The following is a 16939-nucleotide window of genomic DNA, read 5'->3' on the forward strand; positions in this document are numbered from 1 at the left end:
TTTCTTCTTTTAATATTTACGATTTAACCATTCTGTGCCAACATTACCAAATGCCATATCTTCTAGCATCTGGCAACAGCTAAATACACTTGCATCAAACAAATCAACACGCTGAACTCCGCCGTCACCATCTAGTTTATCGTACTGAATCATATCATCTGTTTTTTCAATTGCTCGCACATTCTGAACACAATATTCATAGGCATCGGAATGTAAGTAATAGAACTGTTTATTTTTGACTTTTACCTCGATATGACGGAAGCCTTCTGATTTCTTATAAAAGTATTGTGGTTGATCTTTAATTTTAAATCCTGCTTTTTTCATTTTAAAAAAGAACTCTCGACCAAACTTTTTATCAAAACCAACAAGTTTAATTTTGAAGCCTTTTTGTTTCATAGAAATAAACCAATTAACAATATCATCATGTAAAACGGTAGGAGTATTACTCATTGTGAGCCAGCCATCTTCTTTCCAACCAAACAATGGTATTCCATCTTCTTCTGCTTTCTTTACAGCAGCTAATTTAGGGAAGAAAGCATGAGTAATACAGATATCTACTCCTTTATACGAACCATACAAAGCACCTGCAGTTAAATCATGTAGTTTTGATAAGTCCGCACCGCCGTACCAAACAATTGGTAATTTTGCTAGATTTTCTAATGTCCAATCATACTGCATATCAGAGCTTCTAAATTCATTAATATCGAAATAGGCATCCATTGCATTGGTGAATACATTCAACGTTTTATTTAAGAATTCTGCTTTTAATTGTGGTTCATTCATTGCTTGTGAGGCATCATCTAATAGTTCATCCAAAGTGACTGTCACATTGATAGAAGGAGTACACATTTCTAACACTTCTGGATCATCAATTGTAGTGATTTCTCCTTTACTATTTAGAATATTACCTTCTTCGTCTTGATCTGCTTTGCAAATGAAAATGAAATAGGAATCATATGCTGAATCAGTAATTGAACCATTCAATACCTTTTGTAATGTTTTTAAACGGTTAGCTAGAAAACCGTCAGGAATATCTCCTGCGGTTGAAATTCCTATTAATAATTTATTCCGATATGCTTTCATTGCATTTTTCATTAGAGTATATTTTTTAGCTCCTGCTCTTTTCCAAGAATGGAGTTCGTCTAATACTAAACAATTACAGTTTAATGAATCGAGTTTATCTTCTTGGTTCGCAATTGCAAATATGTCACTTGTACCATCACCGAAATTGATTGAAATGGAATGTTCTTGATTGTTATCACGTATTCTTAGTTTTTCAACATCTTCTTTTAATTCGTTGACGTTATCAACTAAAAAATTAAAGCATTCTAGCGTTTGTTTTACTGAATTAGCAACAATGTAAGCTTTAGAACCCGATCGTCTATCTAAAATGCTTTTTGCTTCGGTTAGTGCAGCACTAAATGCTGTTTTCCCCTGTTTTCGTGGTAAAAAAATAAGTGCTTCTTTAAAACGCCTAATATCTGAACCTTTTTCAAAAAATCCAAATAAATTCACACAAACAAATTTTTGCCAATCAGTCAGCAATAATGGTTGCCCTTTATAACTCACACCATTTTTATCTTCTCCTTGAACATGATGGATTGTACCTTCAATTAAATTAATGACAAAATCAAATTGTTCTTGCCTAAAATCAATATCTGTTCGTTCCAAATCTTTCAAAAAGCGTTCGCATGCTAGTCTTCTATCCAAATTAGCTAGTACTTTAAAATCAACAATTGATTTTGCATAATTTAAAGCTGTTTCAAAATGCTTAGATGTAATATTTGATAAGTCCATCTGATCACATCTGTTGTTGTTCTAAAAGTTTAGCAAAAGCGGATTTCTCTTTTTTAGGCATTTCTACTTCAGCTTGATAGGTTCTAGCATTCAGCATCAATCGATCAGAATAAGTACCTATATCTTTTCGAAGGTTTTCTAAACTTGCTAAAATTGGCGATTTCTTCCCCCCGCTTTTTTCTGTTTCCAAAATAATTTCATAACCTTGTCTTTCAAACTCACGACTTAGATAATTGTATTGATAAACCATATCAGAATAAACTTCTATAATTTGATTGTATTGTGGCTTATATGTTCCTAATTCTTTCATATATTTAATTGTGCGTTTTTTTATACTTTCACGTTTTGGGATATTTTTAGACAAGTTATCACCTCCTCAAATCAAGATATATTACTGCGAAAAAAAGGGCTTTTTTCTGCACGGTTTTAAACGATAAAAACAGCTCTATTCATTGCTATTATCGTATTTCATCTCAAGGAAAAAATTTTTTCAAAAAGTCCTCGCTATTGGAAAAAGTTCCCATATCCGTTTCCCAAAAAGTAATTTTAGATTTCAAAAGGAGGGGGGATTCTCTCTCCTTTTTCCAACGCTCAAACTCTTTCTGCCTTTTTCTTTGCCAGTATAAACCTTCACCAATAATCTCATCATTCTCTCGATCGTGAAACGTATTATGTTTTTTGTGTGTTAATGGTAATAAGTTCCAATCAGCAAAAGCTAACTCAGGATATTCTTTTCTTGGATAAATATGATGGACCATTTCTGCTTTCACTCGAATACCATATCTCTTGCTTTCTTGACATTCATATTGATATCTTCTTAATATTGCATTCTTCTTTTTGATCCATCGTTTACTTTTATAAAACGAATCAATTGGCATTGTTACTCTTCCCTTGATTCTCTTTATAGTTTGTTCTAATTATTTCAGCCCCCATCTTCTCATACCATTCAACTGTTTCTTTTAAATTTGGCAATGTATGAGATAACAATTGAATTATTAAATCAACAGTATCTTTTGAAAAAATGTTGTCAAAATATCGATCTACCTTATTACCAATAACCACATAGGCATAATTGCCATTCCAATGATCTCTCAAACCATTAGGATTATTTTCAGATTCAATAGCTATCTTATAAACTTCTGCCATATTTACATTTACATTGATTTTTAGCACTGCTTCATGAAAATCATTCATTTAATTATCTCCTTTCAAAATAAAAAGACCACTCAACGAGTGATCACATATGTAAAAACTACACCTCAGCAATGAGATGCAGTTATAGCTCTTTACGGTTTGGGCTTACCGTAAACCAAAGTCGCTGGAATGGAATCGCACCACTCATGTACTATTTCTCTCTAGTTTTGTACAAGGTCCCGATAGTCCGCCATACGAAACCTACCTTCACCTTCGCGTCTCTCTACTTCCGCCACAGCGGCATAAGTGTATTGCGAATTTATTTTTAGTCGTTATATAATTAATTAAGGAGGTTTTTCATATGCCTAATTATGTTATTGATACAACACCTACAAAAAATACTGTCTACATACTTCACGAGACAGATTGTCCGTATGCACTAAATAAAAAATACTACGTTAAAATCGGTTATTTTACAGATTGTTCATCTGCTATTCGATATTTACGAGTTAAAAACTTAGACAAAAATTTTTCTGGATGCAAATACTGTTGTCGTTCTTGTTGGAATAAAAAATAATTGTATTACTAGCTATCTTTTGAGGATAGCTAATTTTTTTATATCAAAACAGACAGCAACCAGTTGATATAGATAAACAAGAAAAATAAAGGAGGTTTTCACTTCCTTTTTCGTATTTTTGTAATTAGTTGGTTGCTGTCTATCAAAGCATAATTACAACGATGAGGGAGACTACCTCCCTTCGTTTATTCTGTCGAAGTCCTGTTTCCTAATCTTTCGACACTATCATAATATCACTGGTAAATGGCTAAAAACCGCCATCATTCCGCCAAAAAACCGCCAAATTATTTATAAGCAATTTTTTCCCCATGCCTATATGCTTCTGCAAACTCTATTAGAGCTTCCGACTTCATCCGTTGAATACTTCGTTCTGAATAACCTACTTCACGACTAATCCTGTAGTTTGAGAAACTATCTGGCACACAGAAACTGTAGTATAGTATCTGACGACTAATTAGACTAAGCGCCATCAAAGCCTTCAAAATCGCATCTCTTTCTGCTTCAGCATCTGCTAATTGGATCATGGCATCTTCTGCTTTGTTTCCATGACTAGAGACTTTAGGCATCTCTGTTATAACTGGTGACTTAATATCTATCAAAGAGCGACCTGCTATGCGCTCTAAACGTCTAAAATTCTTTAAAACATTTCTGGCATTATCTTTTGTTTGTTTGAAATCTACTTCTCGTAATAAATTCATCAAGCAAAATCGCTCCTTTTGTGTTATAATGAAAGAAAATATTAAGCAATTACCAGTCTATGTAGTGACAGCCGACCATTGGCTGTCTATTTTTATGTTCTTTTTACCACAAGCTAGAAATTCCGTTTGCTTGATTAATCCTAGCTTGTAATTCTAAATCTGGTTTCCACTTTGGAATTAAATCTATAGCTTCTATGAATCTAGCTTTCGGAATATCCATATAAGAAGCTACATCAAACACTGCTTTTAATTGATAGTAACAATTACTGAACGCAGCTCTATTTATGCTTTTATTCTTATAGGCATTACTTTTCTTACCACCTAGTATTTTTATTACTGTAGATCGAACTAATCTCTGTATTTTACGACGTTGACTAGAATTGATGATCGTTTCCGTTTCTAATTTATCTAATCGTTCATTTACTGCTACTAAATTTCGTTCATGTTTTAATGCTGTTTCTAATAGTAATTCGGTATTACTAATCGATGGTGTTGTTTCCTTCAATTGATTTTCCATTTGGTTGAACCGTTCAATATAGGCCACTGCAAATTGTGTACCTTTGGCTCCTGTCATTCTGGTTGAGTAAAGCTCACAGCCTTTTTTTGTTAAATCAAAACAAGGTCTTTCTTCGCCTTTAACATCTTTGTATGTTGACTCAATAAAATAGTTAACCACCACATTTTTGTGGTCGTCCATGTGTTCAATTATTTTGGTAATATCTCTTAATACTTGATCATGTCGTCGACCCACCATTTCAGCGACTTCTTTACTGTTGATCGTTCTTTCGATTTTTTCCATCCATACTTTCTCCCTTCTTCAAAAGTTTTGCGTTTGCCGTTCCATTCTGAATCGCCTTTTGTTCTAAACGGCGTTTTTTCTTTTTTCTTTTCGATTTCGTTTTTCCCATTATTTCTTGTTCCCCTCTTGGATGATTATTAGCATAGAAACAAAAAGTACAATAAAGATAAAAGAATAAATCATTCTTTTTCCTCCAAGTCTAATCCAATATATTCATCTTCAGTAAACCAATCATCACATTCTGGATTAATCGCCCACACAGATGATGTCTTATTTTTCATTACCGTAATACCAGCATTTAAATCGTTATTGAAACAATCAGCTCTCATGTCTTCACTTTTCATTTTAATGCTTTCTAATTCCTTCTTTTATGTTCATTGCTGTACCTCCTTGTGTGTTTACTTCCTACATTGAAAAAACTGAAATTTATATCCAACTAACAATTTTGTCATCTTTATTTTTTTCTTAATATTTTTAGTTTATATTCAGCATATCAAAGGAGGAGATGTGGATGAAATCATATACAATTCCCATTATATTTTTTACTGTCGGTTTACTTTTGTTTGCAACTCATTCATTTGTCGGTTCTTATGTTGATTCAAACGGTTTTTTGATTGAACCAACATTCTTTTGTGTTCCTTTAGGTTATTTATCTTTTATGCTCTCCGTTTTTACCGCAATATATAGTTTCACCAGAAATAAGTTCTACAAAAAATCAGCAAATTAAACGACCAATTGGTCGTTTTTTTTTTAGAGAGATATCTTCCTACTTCTTCCCCGTTACTGTAAATAGCACAATACTTTCTGGCATGTAATTTACTTCATATTTGTATTCATTTACTTTAACGCCTTCTAAATATTCAACCACATTCACATTCCAATTAGTCATGTTCACAAGATGTCTTTTGTACTGTTTCTTTCCTGTTTCAACTAGAATAACGAGTTTATTTTTATCTTCCGTATCAACATCTGTCGCAGACTGTCTTTACATATCATACAAATAGATAAATCCATGGTGTCTCATGTTCTGAGTCACACTAAAAGCATTCGACTTCTTGGTTAACTTCTGGAATGAATTTCTTTTTTCTGCTCATTTTCAAACCTTCCTAATCTTTCTTTTAAAAACGCTCTTCCTTGAACGTCTTGCCATATTTTTTAGCTAATATCAACGGCACTTGATAACGATGGCAAAACAGTTTCGCTTTGATTTTAAAATCTTTTGTCTGCATTCCTTTGACATCTACAACTTTCACAAGCTTACCGTTTTTATAAAACGTGAAGTCAGGAATATACTCGATTTTACGGTACTTCTTGCCTTCCAATTTAAATTTTGGCAATAGTTCAAATTTTTCCTGAAGCTTTACTTTCCAGCCGTTTGCTTCCGCTTGCCATACTGCCAGATCATAGTACTCTGCTTCTGCTACAGAATCGAATTTGATCCCACGATGAACCGTTTTTCGATTGCGGTATTTGTTCATGCTGTCGCTCCTTTTACTGGTTTTAATCGTTTATCGGTTGTTTGAGAAAAGACCATCGTAAATCCAGCAGAATTAACAAACATTCTTGAAGCCGTCCTCTTGCCATAAGCTTCTTCTAGTTCTTTACCAAGCAAGTTCGTTGTGATAATCGTTGCTAAGTTCTGTCGTGCATCCAAGAATGAATTCAACGTGTTTATGCCAAATGCTCGACTATCTGAAGCATTTTTCCCTAACTCTGAACCAACATCATCAATAACGACTAAATCTGCTGTTTTGATATCTGCAATCAACGACCCTTCAATCGTTTTTCTGAGTTCAGGATTGTTGTACGAAAACTTGATTTGATCCAGCATTTCTTGTAACCCGATAAACAAGATTTTTTTGTCATAATTTGATCGTTTCAAAACTTCCCAAGCCGCTGCCATCGCTAGGTGACTTTTACCTGCTCCCTGTTTGCCAGTTAAAACAAGGTGACTTGGATTTCCTAACAAGACTGAATTAACAAAGCGTTTGGTTACTTCAACCGCTTGTCTTGTTTCTTGATCAACGATTTGATAATTCTGCAATGTACAATCAAACAACGCTTTATTAGGCACGACAGAACCACCTTTGAAAAAATTGATGGCTCTTGCTTTCAGACTTTCGTTGTACATTTGCTCTGCTTGTAAGTCTTCATGAATTCGCAATGCTTTATACCCACATTGCATACAAGTTGGTTTACAACGTTCTGAGCCATCAGGATTCTTCGTACGCCATCCATACAAAGGCTGTCCGCATTCAGGACATTCGCCACGTTGGACAAGCACTTTCTGTATCAGTTTTCCCATGATTTCTCCAACGTTTTCCATGCCTACGCCTCCTCTCAAATAGGCAACTCATCTGTACTAAATTTCTCATATTCAAGCATTTTCCCTGCATTTCTAGTCAACTTTGAGTAATGACCTTTCAAATGCTTTTTCACTTTTTCAACGGTGTCTAGATGTTTGTTTTCCCAACTTTTTAGCACTTTATCGAGATAGTTATAATTTTTAGCACCATTTTTTAGCATTTCTTCAATCGCCATGATGACAATTTCATCTTGCCCTTGAAAATCATTTACCCAAAAACGAATAGATTCTAAAACCATTGGTGCTTCTGCTGGATTCACTTGATTTAACCAATAGCTCTCTGCGCTATTTTCTGAATTAAGATCTATACTAGATCTAGAAGAAGATACTCTTGTTTCATTTACTTTACTTTTATTTCCTTTACTTTGGGGATTAATGTCATCATTAACTCTTTCATCTTGTGTATTAATGTTTGCATTAATTACATATTTAGTTGGTTTTGGTGATTTTCGTCTTTTTGTCGCTTCAAAGTAGGTGGCTTGGATATTCTCACTCGTAAGCACCTCGACCGAGTCAAACAGTTGTTTATCAAAAAAACCCCATTTGACTAAGCGGTTCACTATTTGATTGAGCATTTCCTTACTTACTCCTGGCAGGCGTTTTAAAAGAGTAGCTTGCGTTAAATCATTCCACAAAATGAAATATCCTTTTTTATATATCGCACAAAGCAGTTTGATTACCGCAATTTCTCCTTTAAGTCCAAATTCCCCAGCAATAGCCTCTATTTTTTCATCTTCGAAAACATCAACATCAAGAGGAAAATAATCAAGACCTTCTTTTGTTGGTCTTGCCACACTATCACCTCCTTAGATAAGCGAGGGGAAATTCCCTCGCTATAGTGGCGGATTCATATCATCGAACAATGAATCCTGTTGTTCGTCTATATTTGCTGTTTCTTCGTATTCATCAAACGCTGATGATACGTCTTCCACTTTTTCTGCTTCTTTACGTTCTGGTTCGATTGGTTCTGCATCATTTAAAGTCACTTCTTCTACAAGATCGTTATTTTCATCAAATCGAAAAACTCTTTCATCAGAAGTAACCGCATTTTGCATTTCTACAGATAAAATCCCCCATTTAGCTAACATGTTACGTAAGACGGTTTTTATCGCCATCGCATCATAATTCTCTTTCCACGCTCCAGTTAGCTTTGTTTTATCAAACCCTTTGGCATGTTTAATACGATGAGCTTCCACTTCTTGCTTTGTCCAATAAACAGTTTTTTTAAACCCATTTAGTAATTCAAAAAATCCAACATAACCGATTACTCGATCAGATTGTTTCGCATTGTAGTCAAACTGAAACTCTTCTGTCAGAGGATTCCATTCAATTAATTGCCCTTCATAAATTTCTATTGCATTAAGTGCTTTGTATTGTCCAGAACGTTGTGCTAACTGAATATAGCCTTTGTATCCTAGGATGAATTGGGCTTCGTTATGCGTAATCCAATCTTTTCCTACCTTTTCTTTCCGATTAAATGGAACAATATAGGCATATCCTAAATTTTTATCTATTGGTAAATCCATCGTTGCTGCTTTTAAAGCAGAAGCGATGATTGTCATCGGCTCTGCTTTAGATAAATAATCATCGCCACCAACTAACGTTAAAAGAGAACCCATAAAAGCATCTGATTTTTCGTGTAAAATATCATTGAATTTCTTTTTCATAGCTGGCTGACTCATCAATGTTTTAAAACCTAATTTTGAAACATCCACTGCTTGATTGTTTTTTTCTGTTAGTTGATTCTTTAAATCTTTACTTGTTGCCATATCACTGAATCTCCTTTATCACTAATCTATTTGAAGTTGATAAACTGTAAATTTCCTCATCTTTCATCACATCTGGATATTTCTCTGCTATTTTCTTCAAGTCTTTTCGTTTAGAAACGACTGATTTTAAACAAATAATCCGATTAGGTGTGATACCTGTAGAGGCATTCTTTATTCCAAGTTCCTGAATAATTTGATTGTCGATTTGTCGAATACTCTTCTCTAGTTCCTTCTTATTTTTGAGTAACTCTTCTTTTTGATCGAGTAGAACATCATAATCAGCATGAAGCATAATTTCAGTTGAATCTAATTCTGAATAACGCTCTTTTAGAAAATCTGACGTTGCTTTACTTCCATCGATCAGTGGCTCTTCTCCGCCGATAATGTTCGTTTCCCAAAAATCAACTAACCGTTCTGTGATGATGTCAATCAGTTCTTGATCTCGTTCAACTCGTTTCCATATAAATCTTTGACCACCAATCAACACAGCGATATAACAATAATCCTTGTTCAAAACATTCATGTAATGTTGCACTTGACACAAATAACTAAGTGGCACTTCTTCTCCTTCCCATTCTTTGCTAAAAAATTGATTCGCTGTTTTACATTCAAGAATGGCATTTTCTCCTACTACATCACGATCGATATTTGCTCTTAAGAATGGATGTAACGGATGTTCAAACACTTGGTTTCTTCTACGGACCTTTTTGCCTGTTCGTTCTTGAAATTCTTTGGCAACAACTTCTTCTAAAACATTGCCCCAATAAGCTGGTTCGCTCTCTGAATCTTTTAATTCAATTTGACCCGTTTTCTCAAGCCATAATTGATAAGGGGATTTGTATTTATTCAATCCAAGTACTGTTGCGACATCAGAACCACCAATACCTCTTTTGCGGTCTTCGAGCCATTCTTGATGGCTCATGTCTAAAGTTGATTTACTCATCTTAATCCTCCTCAGTTTGTGGTCTTCCCCAATCTGGAGTATTTAGGTATTGATCTAACGATGAGGCAAAGTCATTCATTAAACATCATCTCCTTTGTAGCCTTACATGCAGGACAATCGCAATCATTAGTTCGTATACATTCTTTAAACTTATCGTTCATTAGTGTTAGTACAATTGTTTGCAAAGCAAATGTTCCACCAAATACAACAGTTGCTTCATCTACACTTGGATCAATCGCCCCAAGAGTGATGGCTACATCACTTTCGTTACACTCATGTATTAGTTCTTCAATTAAATTTTTAATTTTTGGATTCATATGGTAAAATCTCCTTAGTTATGTTTTTTTATGTTACCGATTAGCGACGGCCATCGCTGGTCGGTCTTTTTTGTGTTGGCATTTTGAAACTTTCTCTTACAGCAGTAACAACTACTAAAGTTCCCCAATAAATCAGCGCATATGCCGGGTTGATACTTGTCAGTATGATTGCTACAAGACACATAAGCAAAGCGCTTTTGACAGTCATTTTAAAAACCGTTCTCATTGCTTCACATTCCTTTCTAATTAGTATTGCGTTCTTCCCATTCCTTCACTAACTCGAAGTCATACTGCAAAACACCTCGAACCCTTCGAGAAGGTAACGGATCATTTTTTGAATTCGTCCATTTAGAAATAGTAGCTAATGAGACACCGAAATATTCAGCAATATCTTTAGCTTTCTTCCAAACTCTTTCTTTTGGTTGCTTTTTTTGAACTAAAGGGACCACTCTTTCCATTTGTGAAATCTTCATTTTAATTCTCCTTTCATGTATCCTTGACTGATCCAATAAGTTAAACGCTGCTCGCTTAGTTGACGAATATCAATTCCAAGAATTTCGCATAGTACACTGATCAGAGTCATTTCAATCATGATCTCGTCTAAAAACTCATATGCATATGAAATGATTTGCTGACGATCCTCAGCGGTTAAATAATCCTCATTTTTGAGAAGAATTTTCTCAACTTCTTGTTTCTTTTGTTTTCGCTCATCGGATTCTATCATTTGAAGCTTATCTAGTGACGAGGGGTCTCTTCTATAAACATCTCCATCAATTGATTTAAATAATCCAAAAAATTTATGGATTACATGGAGAGTAAAATCTGAATCTCGAAAATGATCAGTTAAAGCTTGAGCATTTTCTAACGTCACAGGCTTAGTATTATGTGGCGTTGTCCAATCACTCAATGACTGTTGAGATACATTAACTTGCTTTGCTATTTCTTTCTTCGTTTTGCCACTCTTATTTATCACCTTGATTAATGATTCTCGAATGACAGCTGATTGTTTTAACAGTTTAAACACCTCAATTTCTTATTCGCCCATATATCAATACGAGCAATTTTTTTATACTATTAATTTAAAGAATCAAACAAAAGCTGTTTCGTCTAATTCACGTTCAAGCTCTTTTTGAACTTCTTCAACTAAAAGATCAAGTTGAACATCTGTAGCACATTTGATGATGTGTACTAGTCTAGGTCTTGCATCAAGTACGATGTTTATTTTTTCTTGGTGTGACATAAAAAGCACTCCTTTTTTAGTTAACTAATATTTGGTAAACAATTGAAACAATAATAGAAAGTAATATTGACAAAACTATCGTACAAAATTTACCTTCAAGAAAATCTTTATTGTTCTTTTTTATTTGATCGCCTCGTTATGTGTCATTTTGTTACTTTGATAGTTAAAAAAAATAGTCCAATCAAAGGATAAAACAGTAGCAATTTTCATAGCTACATATGGACTAGGACTTCTCTTGCCACTCTCAATCATACTATAATAAGAACGCTGAATTCCTGATCTTTTAGCTACTTTTTCTTGAGTTAGATTTTGTTGCTCTCTTTTTTCAATTAGCCATTTCCTCATCATATACCTCCTATTTACGTGTCATTTCGTTACAAACACATTATAAGTAACATATGGTTACTTGTCAATGAAATAAGTAACAAAAAGTTACTTGTTTTTCGATTCATTTATACGTAACAGCATGTTACCCTTTATATAGAAAGTGGGTGTCTAAATGTTTCCAGAAAAAATCAAAGAATTGAGGCTTTCAAAGAAAATGACACAACAAGAAGTTGCTGATAAGTTAGGAATTACTCGCCCTGCTTATACAGCCTATGAAAGTGGAAAGAGAGAGCCTGACTTTTCTATTCTTCAATCTTTAGCTAATATTTTTGATGTTACTACTGATTATTTATTAGGAAGAAATAAAACGCCAAAATGGGCCGATGAAAATGATTTAATTGAGTTAGATAAAATGCTCGATTCCAACGTTAACATGGCTTATGGTGGTGAAACATTAACAGATGAAGAGAAACAACGGGTAAAAGATGTTTTAACTGGTCTATTTTGGGAATTTAGAAAAGAAGACAAAAGTAAAGAGAAGTGATTTTCTATGGAGATGGACGTAATTAGTCTAGTCGGTAGACTAAAACAAAAATATAATTCTGCTAATCCCTTTACTATTTGTGAAAAAATGGATATTCAAATTAGATACGTTCCCTTTTTGAATAACCCAAAGGGGCAATTTCAAGAATTATTAGGACGCTCAATTATTCTTCTAAATCACGAACTGAAGTATTCTGAAGAACGGTTCTATATTTGCGCTCACGAACTTGGTCACGCTATATTTCATCGTGGGTTATCTAGCTATTACGTATCAACCAAAACATCCAGAAGTAAATCAGAGAGCGAAGCGAATTGCTTTGCCGCTAATCTCATTGTTTCTCTTTATAAAGAAGACAACGATAAATACCCTAGAAAAGTCGAGGAATTAACAAATTTGTATGGGCTTCCTGAAAGCGTGTATAGATTTTTAATTTAATTGGTGGCTACTACTTCCTGCCCTAAGTGGGAGTGAAAAAAATACCGGAGGAAAACTATGGAGTTAGAAAAATTTCAAGATACATTAAAACAATTAGGAAAACGAGTTGTTGAGCTTAAAGATAGCATCGGAACCGAGGAAGCTACTAAAACTTCTCTAATTATGCCTTTTTTCGCAGCATTAGGCTATGATTTATTTAATCCAACCGAATTCGTACCAGAATTTACTGCAGATGTTGGAATAAAGAAAGGTGAAAAAGTTGATTATGCAATTGTTCTTGAAGGTCAACCAACTATACTTATAGAAGCAAAATCAATTAATGAACAATTAACAAAACATGATTCTCAATTATTCAGATATTTCGGCACTACAGTATCGAAATTTGGAATATTAACTAACGGAGAAGAGTATAAATTTTTTACTGATTTAGATGAACCAAATAAAATGGATCTTACACCATTTTTGACTGTTAATATTACTAAAATTAAAGACAGCCAAATCCCAGAATTAGCTAAATTTCACAAAGATAATTTTGACGTAGATAAAATTACGAGCTCTGCAGCTGAGCTTAAATATTTAAATTCATTAAAAAATTATCTTTCTTCTGAACTCAATGATCCAACTGAAGATTTCGTAAAATATTTACTTACTGAAATTTATGATGGTATGAAAACTAAACAAACCGTTGAAAAATTTAAACCTATTATAAAAAAAGGGCTAAACCAATTTATTGCTGAAAGAGTAAATGATAAACTGAGTGCTGCTTTAAAGACATCCGTCACTGTTGAGGACAATGAAACTAAATCAGAATCTAATACTACAGATGAAACAGATAGTGAAATTGTTACGACCCCTGAAGAATTAGAAGCTTATACTATTTGTAAAGTAGTCTTAAAAGATACGATTCCTTTGGATCGATTATTCTATCGTGACAATAGAAGTTATTTCAATATTTTGTTAGATGATAATATAAGAAAATGGATTTTACGTGTCCGATTTAATACAAACGGAATGAAAATTGAGCTGAATGATGAAAATCATACAGTTTATGAATTAAAAGAACCAATAGATATCTATAACTATTCAAACCAAATTATTGATGTTGTAAATAAATTTTTATAATAAAGCCTTCGGGCTTTTCTTTTTAGATACAAAAGAACATAAGTTCATATTTTATTTTTATTAGTACGAATCTTATCTAAATACACATTTTAATAAATATACCCAACTTGAAATATCTTACTATTGGGCATGAATTACGAAAGGATTGATTTTAATGGCCTCCATTAAAAAGTACTATTTAAAAAAATCAAAAGGTTACCGTTATGAAGTCTATGTATCAAATGGGATTGATCCCGGGACAAAGTTACAAAGAAAAATTCATAAAAAAGGATTTAAAAGTTTTGAAGAAGCTGAAAAATTCGCAAAAATCATTGAAGGACAAATAGCTTCTGAAGAATATATACAAAATAATCCTAAGAAATTAACTATAGAAAAATTCATGGACGATTGGATTAATAACTATAAAATGAATGTTAAAGAAGGAACAAGAATAGTTCATAGGGCAAATATAAAAATGTACATCAATCCTTATATTGGAAAATATAAACTAGATAAATATACTAGAGCTGATCATCAAAGATTCATCAATCAGTTACTTACTAAAAAGGGTTTAGGTAGAACTAAGGAAGGTCTCTCAGTAACAACAGCCAAAAGTATCAATGCCACTCTTAGCAATGCTTTCAAAAAAGCTATTCAGTTAGGATATATAAAGAATAACCCTACTAGTTTTGTTGAGTTTCCAAGAAATCTATCTGATAAAAAGAAAGTTAAATATTATACTTTTGATCAATCTGAACTATTTCTCGAATTTGCCAAAAAAGAGAAATCATTTATATGGTATCCCTTTTTTCTTATTATATTTGATCAAGGATTGCGAAAATCAGAAGCTTTAGGGCTACAATGGGCTGATATTGATTTTTCTCAGAATACACTTAATATCAATCGTGAACGACTTGGGGCTGCTGAAAAAGGACCTAACAAAGGTTTAATTATTACAGATGACACAAAAACCCCATCTGGTACACGATCATTGCCTATGACAAAACGATTAAAGAAAGCCTTATTGACTTTAAGAAATCAAGTAATAAAAGAATTTGGTTTTTTACCTGAAACAGATGACCACGAAGCATTTATTTTTATAAATACTTACGGTAAAAATAAAGGTATTCCAATAAGAGATCGAACCGTTAACGGTGCTTCTCATAGAATTGAAAAACGTGCCAATCTCCCCCACATAACTGTGCATGATGGTAGACATACTTTTGCAGCTAGAACGAGACAAGCAGGAATACCTTTAGAAGATATCAAAGATTTTTTAGGACATAAAGATGTTTCTACTACACAAGTCTATGCCCATATTTCTCCCGAAGTGAAAAAAAGATCAATGAACCAATTAGAAAACTATATAGAAGAGCAAATAAAAAAGCACTCAAATTGAGCGCTTTTTTACTTTCACTATCACTAAAACTATCACTAGTTTTATTTTCAAGCGAACATGTTTCTATCACTATTTTTTTAAATCTGACTAAAAACCTTATATTACAAACGTTCGTTCAATTCTTTGGCAAGGTCTTCAAAGCCTGGTTTACCTAGAAGTGCGAACATGTTTTTCTTATATGCTTCAACACCAGGTTGGTCAAATGGGTTAATTCCATTTAAGTAACCTGAAATACCTACAGCAATTTCAAAGAAGTACATTGTATAACCTAATGTGTAAGCATCCATTTCTGGAATTTTAACTAATAAGTTTGGTACGTCGCCATCTGTATGAGCCAATAAAGTTCCTTCAAAAGCTTTTGTATTGACGAAATCTACTTCTTTTCCTTCCAAGTATCCTAAACCATCTAGGTCTTCAGCTTGTTCTGGAATTGTAATTGATTTACGTGGTTTTTCAACTTTAACGATCGTTTCAAAGATGTTACGGCGTCCTTCTTGAATATATTGACCTAGTGAATGTAAGTCAGTTGAGAAGTTCGCACTTGAAGGGTAGATTCCTTTTTGGTCTTTACCTTCTGATTCACCGTATAATTGTTTCCACCATTCAGAGAAATATTGCATTCCTGGTTCATAGTTGATCAATAATTCAGTTACTTTCCCTTTACGGTAAAGGATGTTACGCATTGCTGCATATTGATAAGCTTCGTTTTCTTCTAGTTTATCACTTGAATAAGCTTTGCTTGCATCTGCAGCTCCTTGCATCAACGCATCGATATCTGCTCCACTAACAGCGATTGGTAGTAATCCTACTGCTGTTAAGACAGAGAAACGTCCACCGATGTCATCAGGAATCACGAATGTTTCCCAACCTTCTGCGTCGGCTTCTACTTTAACTGCACCTTTTGCTTTATCAGTTGTTGCATAAATACGTTTATTCGCTTCTTCTTGACCATATTTTTTAACAAGTAATTCTTTGAAGACACGGAATGCGATAGCTGGTTCAGTCGTTGTACCTGATTTTGAAATCACGTTTACTGAGAAGTCACGATCTCCGATTACTTCAATCAAATCAGCGATATAAGTTGAGCTGATTGAGTTTCCTGCAAAGAAAATTTGTGGTGCTTTACGTTGTTCACCATCTAATAAATTGAAGAAAGTGTGGTTTAAGAAATCGATTGCTGCACGAGCGCCTAGGTAAGAACCACCGATTCCGATAACTACTAAAACTTCAGAATCAGATTGGATTTTTTTCGCTGCTTCTTTGATACGAGCAAATTCTTCTTTGTCGTAATTAGTAGGTAGATCGATCCAACCACGGAAATCACTTCCTGCGCCCGTACCTTCACGTAATACTTTATCTGCCATTGATACTTGGCTTTGCATGTAACCTAACTCATGTTCATTAACAAATGGTGCTACTTTTGAATAATCAAAATGAATATGTGCCATTTTTTATTCCTCCTTTAAAAGATCAATATACAGCTTATACTTTACG

General features: G+C 33.8%; 25 protein-coding genes and 1 pseudogene. 5 read left to right on the top strand and 21 right to left on the bottom strand.

Annotated features, from left to right (window positions below; genetic code table 11):
- Positions 1 to 9: 9 nt before the first annotated feature.
- The 8 genes from IGJ27_RS08190 to IGJ27_RS08225 form a co-directional block, all read right to left on the bottom strand.
- Positions 10 to 1797: a terminase large subunit gene (locus tag IGJ27_RS08190; protein ID WP_178285947.1), complete on the bottom strand. Its 1788-nt coding sequence runs from the start codon at positions 1795 to 1797 to the stop codon at positions 10 to 12.
- Between the two features lie 4 nt (positions 1798 to 1801).
- Positions 1802 to 2161, bottom strand: a complete 360-nt coding sequence (locus IGJ27_RS08195) for a P27 family phage terminase small subunit (protein WP_002341976.1) — start codon at positions 2159 to 2161, stop codon at positions 1802 to 1804.
- 109 nt (positions 2162 to 2270) lie between these two features.
- A complete protein-coding gene (locus tag IGJ27_RS08200; protein ID WP_370566369.1) occupies positions 2271 to 2675 on the bottom strand; it encodes an HNH endonuclease in 405 nt (134 codons plus the stop codon).
- Positions 2665 to 2991 carry a hypothetical protein gene (locus IGJ27_RS08205; protein WP_178285945.1) on the bottom strand — a complete coding sequence of 109 codons (327 nt, stop codon included), beginning with the start codon at positions 2989 to 2991 and terminating at the stop codon, positions 2665 to 2667. The genes IGJ27_RS08200 and IGJ27_RS08205 overlap by 11 nt, the downstream gene beginning before the upstream one ends.
- Before the next feature lie 801 nt (positions 2992 to 3792).
- Positions 3793 to 4206, bottom strand: coding sequence for an ArpU family phage packaging/lysis transcriptional regulator (locus tag IGJ27_RS08210; RefSeq protein WP_178305839.1), 414 nt, complete (start codon positions 4204 to 4206; stop codon positions 3793 to 3795).
- A gap of 103 nt (positions 4207 to 4309) precedes the next feature.
- Positions 4310 to 5005: an ORF6C domain-containing protein gene (locus IGJ27_RS08215; protein WP_178305838.1), complete on the bottom strand. Its 696-nt coding sequence runs from the start codon at positions 5003 to 5005 to the stop codon at positions 4310 to 4312.
- Positions 4974 to 5114, bottom strand: a complete 141-nt coding sequence (locus IGJ27_RS08220; protein ID WP_178305837.1) for a hypothetical protein — start codon at positions 5112 to 5114, stop codon at positions 4974 to 4976. Before IGJ27_RS08220 ends, IGJ27_RS08215 begins: the two co-directional genes overlap by 32 nt.
- A 70-nt stretch (positions 5115 to 5184) precedes the next feature.
- Complete coding sequence (locus IGJ27_RS08225; RefSeq protein WP_237558387.1) at positions 5185 to 5349, bottom strand: hypothetical protein; 165 nt, start codon at positions 5347 to 5349, stop codon at positions 5185 to 5187.
- Positions 5350 to 5516: 167 nt separating this feature from the next.
- On the opposite strand from IGJ27_RS08225, the gene IGJ27_RS08230 reads away from it, so the two are divergent.
- Positions 5517 to 5732: a DUF3955 domain-containing protein gene (locus IGJ27_RS08230; RefSeq protein ID WP_161440382.1), complete on the top strand. Its 216-nt coding sequence runs from the start codon at positions 5517 to 5519 to the stop codon at positions 5730 to 5732.
- A 39-nt stretch (positions 5733 to 5771) separates the two neighbouring features.
- Here IGJ27_RS08230 and IGJ27_RS08235 read toward each other — a convergent pair.
- The 12 genes and pseudogenes from IGJ27_RS08235 to IGJ27_RS08290 form a co-directional block, all read right to left on the bottom strand.
- Positions 5772 to 5972, bottom strand: a pseudogene (locus IGJ27_RS08235) (hypothetical protein); the annotation flags it as partial.
- A 151-nt stretch (positions 5973 to 6123) separates the two neighbouring features.
- The gene (locus tag IGJ27_RS08240; protein ID WP_178305836.1) at positions 6124 to 6483 is read right to left on the bottom strand and encodes a DUF1064 domain-containing protein; all 360 of its coding nucleotides are present in this window, start codon (positions 6481 to 6483) and stop codon (positions 6124 to 6126) included.
- Entirely contained in the window at positions 6480 to 7331 is an 852-nt protein-coding gene (locus IGJ27_RS08245; RefSeq protein ID WP_178305835.1) for an ATP-binding protein, read from the bottom strand. Before IGJ27_RS08245 ends, IGJ27_RS08240 begins: the two co-directional genes overlap by 4 nt.
- A 14-nt stretch (positions 7332 to 7345) precedes the next feature.
- Positions 7346 to 8164 carry a Lin1244/Lin1753 domain-containing protein gene (locus IGJ27_RS08250; RefSeq protein ID WP_178305834.1) on the bottom strand — a complete coding sequence of 273 codons (819 nt, stop codon included), beginning with the start codon at positions 8162 to 8164 and terminating at the stop codon, positions 7346 to 7348.
- Positions 8165 to 8203: 39 nt separating this feature from the next.
- Positions 8204 to 9139 carry a recombinase RecT gene (locus IGJ27_RS08255; protein ID WP_094940409.1) on the bottom strand — a complete coding sequence of 312 codons (936 nt, stop codon included), beginning with the start codon at positions 9137 to 9139 and terminating at the stop codon, positions 8204 to 8206.
- 1 nt (position 9140) lies between these two features.
- On the bottom strand, positions 9141 to 10082 hold the full coding sequence (locus IGJ27_RS08260; protein WP_113792905.1) for a YqaJ viral recombinase family protein: 942 nt from the start codon (positions 10080 to 10082) through the stop codon (positions 9141 to 9143).
- Positions 10083 to 10153: 71 nt separating this feature from the next.
- A complete protein-coding gene (locus tag IGJ27_RS08265) occupies positions 10154 to 10399 on the bottom strand; it encodes a hypothetical protein (RefSeq protein WP_096710164.1) in 246 nt (81 codons plus the stop codon).
- Positions 10400 to 10439: 40 nt separating this feature from the next.
- Positions 10440 to 10625, bottom strand: a complete 186-nt coding sequence (locus IGJ27_RS08270; protein WP_010718398.1) for a hypothetical protein — start codon at positions 10623 to 10625, stop codon at positions 10440 to 10442.
- A gap of 16 nt (positions 10626 to 10641) precedes the next feature.
- Positions 10642 to 10872, bottom strand: coding sequence for a DNA-binding protein (locus tag IGJ27_RS08275; RefSeq protein WP_010718399.1), 231 nt, complete (start codon positions 10870 to 10872; stop codon positions 10642 to 10644).
- A complete protein-coding gene (locus tag IGJ27_RS08280; RefSeq protein ID WP_096710163.1) occupies positions 10869 to 11423 on the bottom strand; it encodes a hypothetical protein in 555 nt (184 codons plus the stop codon). The genes IGJ27_RS08275 and IGJ27_RS08280 overlap by 4 nt, the downstream gene beginning before the upstream one ends.
- A 63-nt stretch (positions 11424 to 11486) precedes the next feature.
- The gene (locus IGJ27_RS08285) at positions 11487 to 11639 is read right to left on the bottom strand and encodes a hypothetical protein (RefSeq protein WP_164445110.1); all 153 of its coding nucleotides are present in this window, start codon (positions 11637 to 11639) and stop codon (positions 11487 to 11489) included.
- Positions 11640 to 11759: 120 nt separating this feature from the next.
- The gene (locus IGJ27_RS08290; protein ID WP_164445109.1) at positions 11760 to 11984 is read right to left on the bottom strand and encodes a helix-turn-helix transcriptional regulator; all 225 of its coding nucleotides are present in this window, start codon (positions 11982 to 11984) and stop codon (positions 11760 to 11762) included.
- 154 nt (positions 11985 to 12138) lie between these two features.
- On the opposite strand from IGJ27_RS08290, the gene IGJ27_RS08295 reads away from it, so the two are divergent.
- From IGJ27_RS08295 to IGJ27_RS08310, 4 genes are all read left to right on the top strand, one after another.
- Positions 12139 to 12510, top strand: coding sequence for a helix-turn-helix domain-containing protein (locus IGJ27_RS08295; RefSeq protein WP_002320147.1), 372 nt, complete (start codon positions 12139 to 12141; stop codon positions 12508 to 12510).
- Positions 12511 to 12516: 6 nt separating this feature from the next.
- Positions 12517 to 12945, top strand: a complete 429-nt coding sequence (locus tag IGJ27_RS08300; protein ID WP_010718404.1) for an ImmA/IrrE family metallo-endopeptidase — start codon at positions 12517 to 12519, stop codon at positions 12943 to 12945.
- Between the two features lie 57 nt (positions 12946 to 13002).
- Entirely contained in the window at positions 13003 to 14067 is a 1065-nt protein-coding gene (locus IGJ27_RS08305) for a type I restriction endonuclease (RefSeq protein ID WP_053766638.1), read from the top strand.
- 154 nt (positions 14068 to 14221) lie between these two features.
- Positions 14222 to 15445, top strand: a complete 1224-nt coding sequence (locus IGJ27_RS08310) for a tyrosine-type recombinase/integrase (protein ID WP_178305833.1) — start codon at positions 14222 to 14224, stop codon at positions 15443 to 15445.
- A gap of 101 nt (positions 15446 to 15546) precedes the next feature.
- Here the strand turns inward: IGJ27_RS08310 and IGJ27_RS08315 are convergent, their stop codons facing one another.
- The gene (locus IGJ27_RS08315; protein ID WP_010718407.1) at positions 15547 to 16893 is read right to left on the bottom strand and encodes a glucose-6-phosphate isomerase; all 1347 of its coding nucleotides are present in this window, start codon (positions 16891 to 16893) and stop codon (positions 15547 to 15549) included.
- Positions 16894 to 16939 lie beyond the last annotated feature (46 nt).

The organism is Enterococcus sp. DIV1726a (genome assembly GCF_051710985.1).
Taxonomy (GTDB): domain Bacteria; phylum Bacillota; class Bacilli; order Lactobacillales; family Enterococcaceae; genus Enterococcus_B; species Enterococcus_B hirae.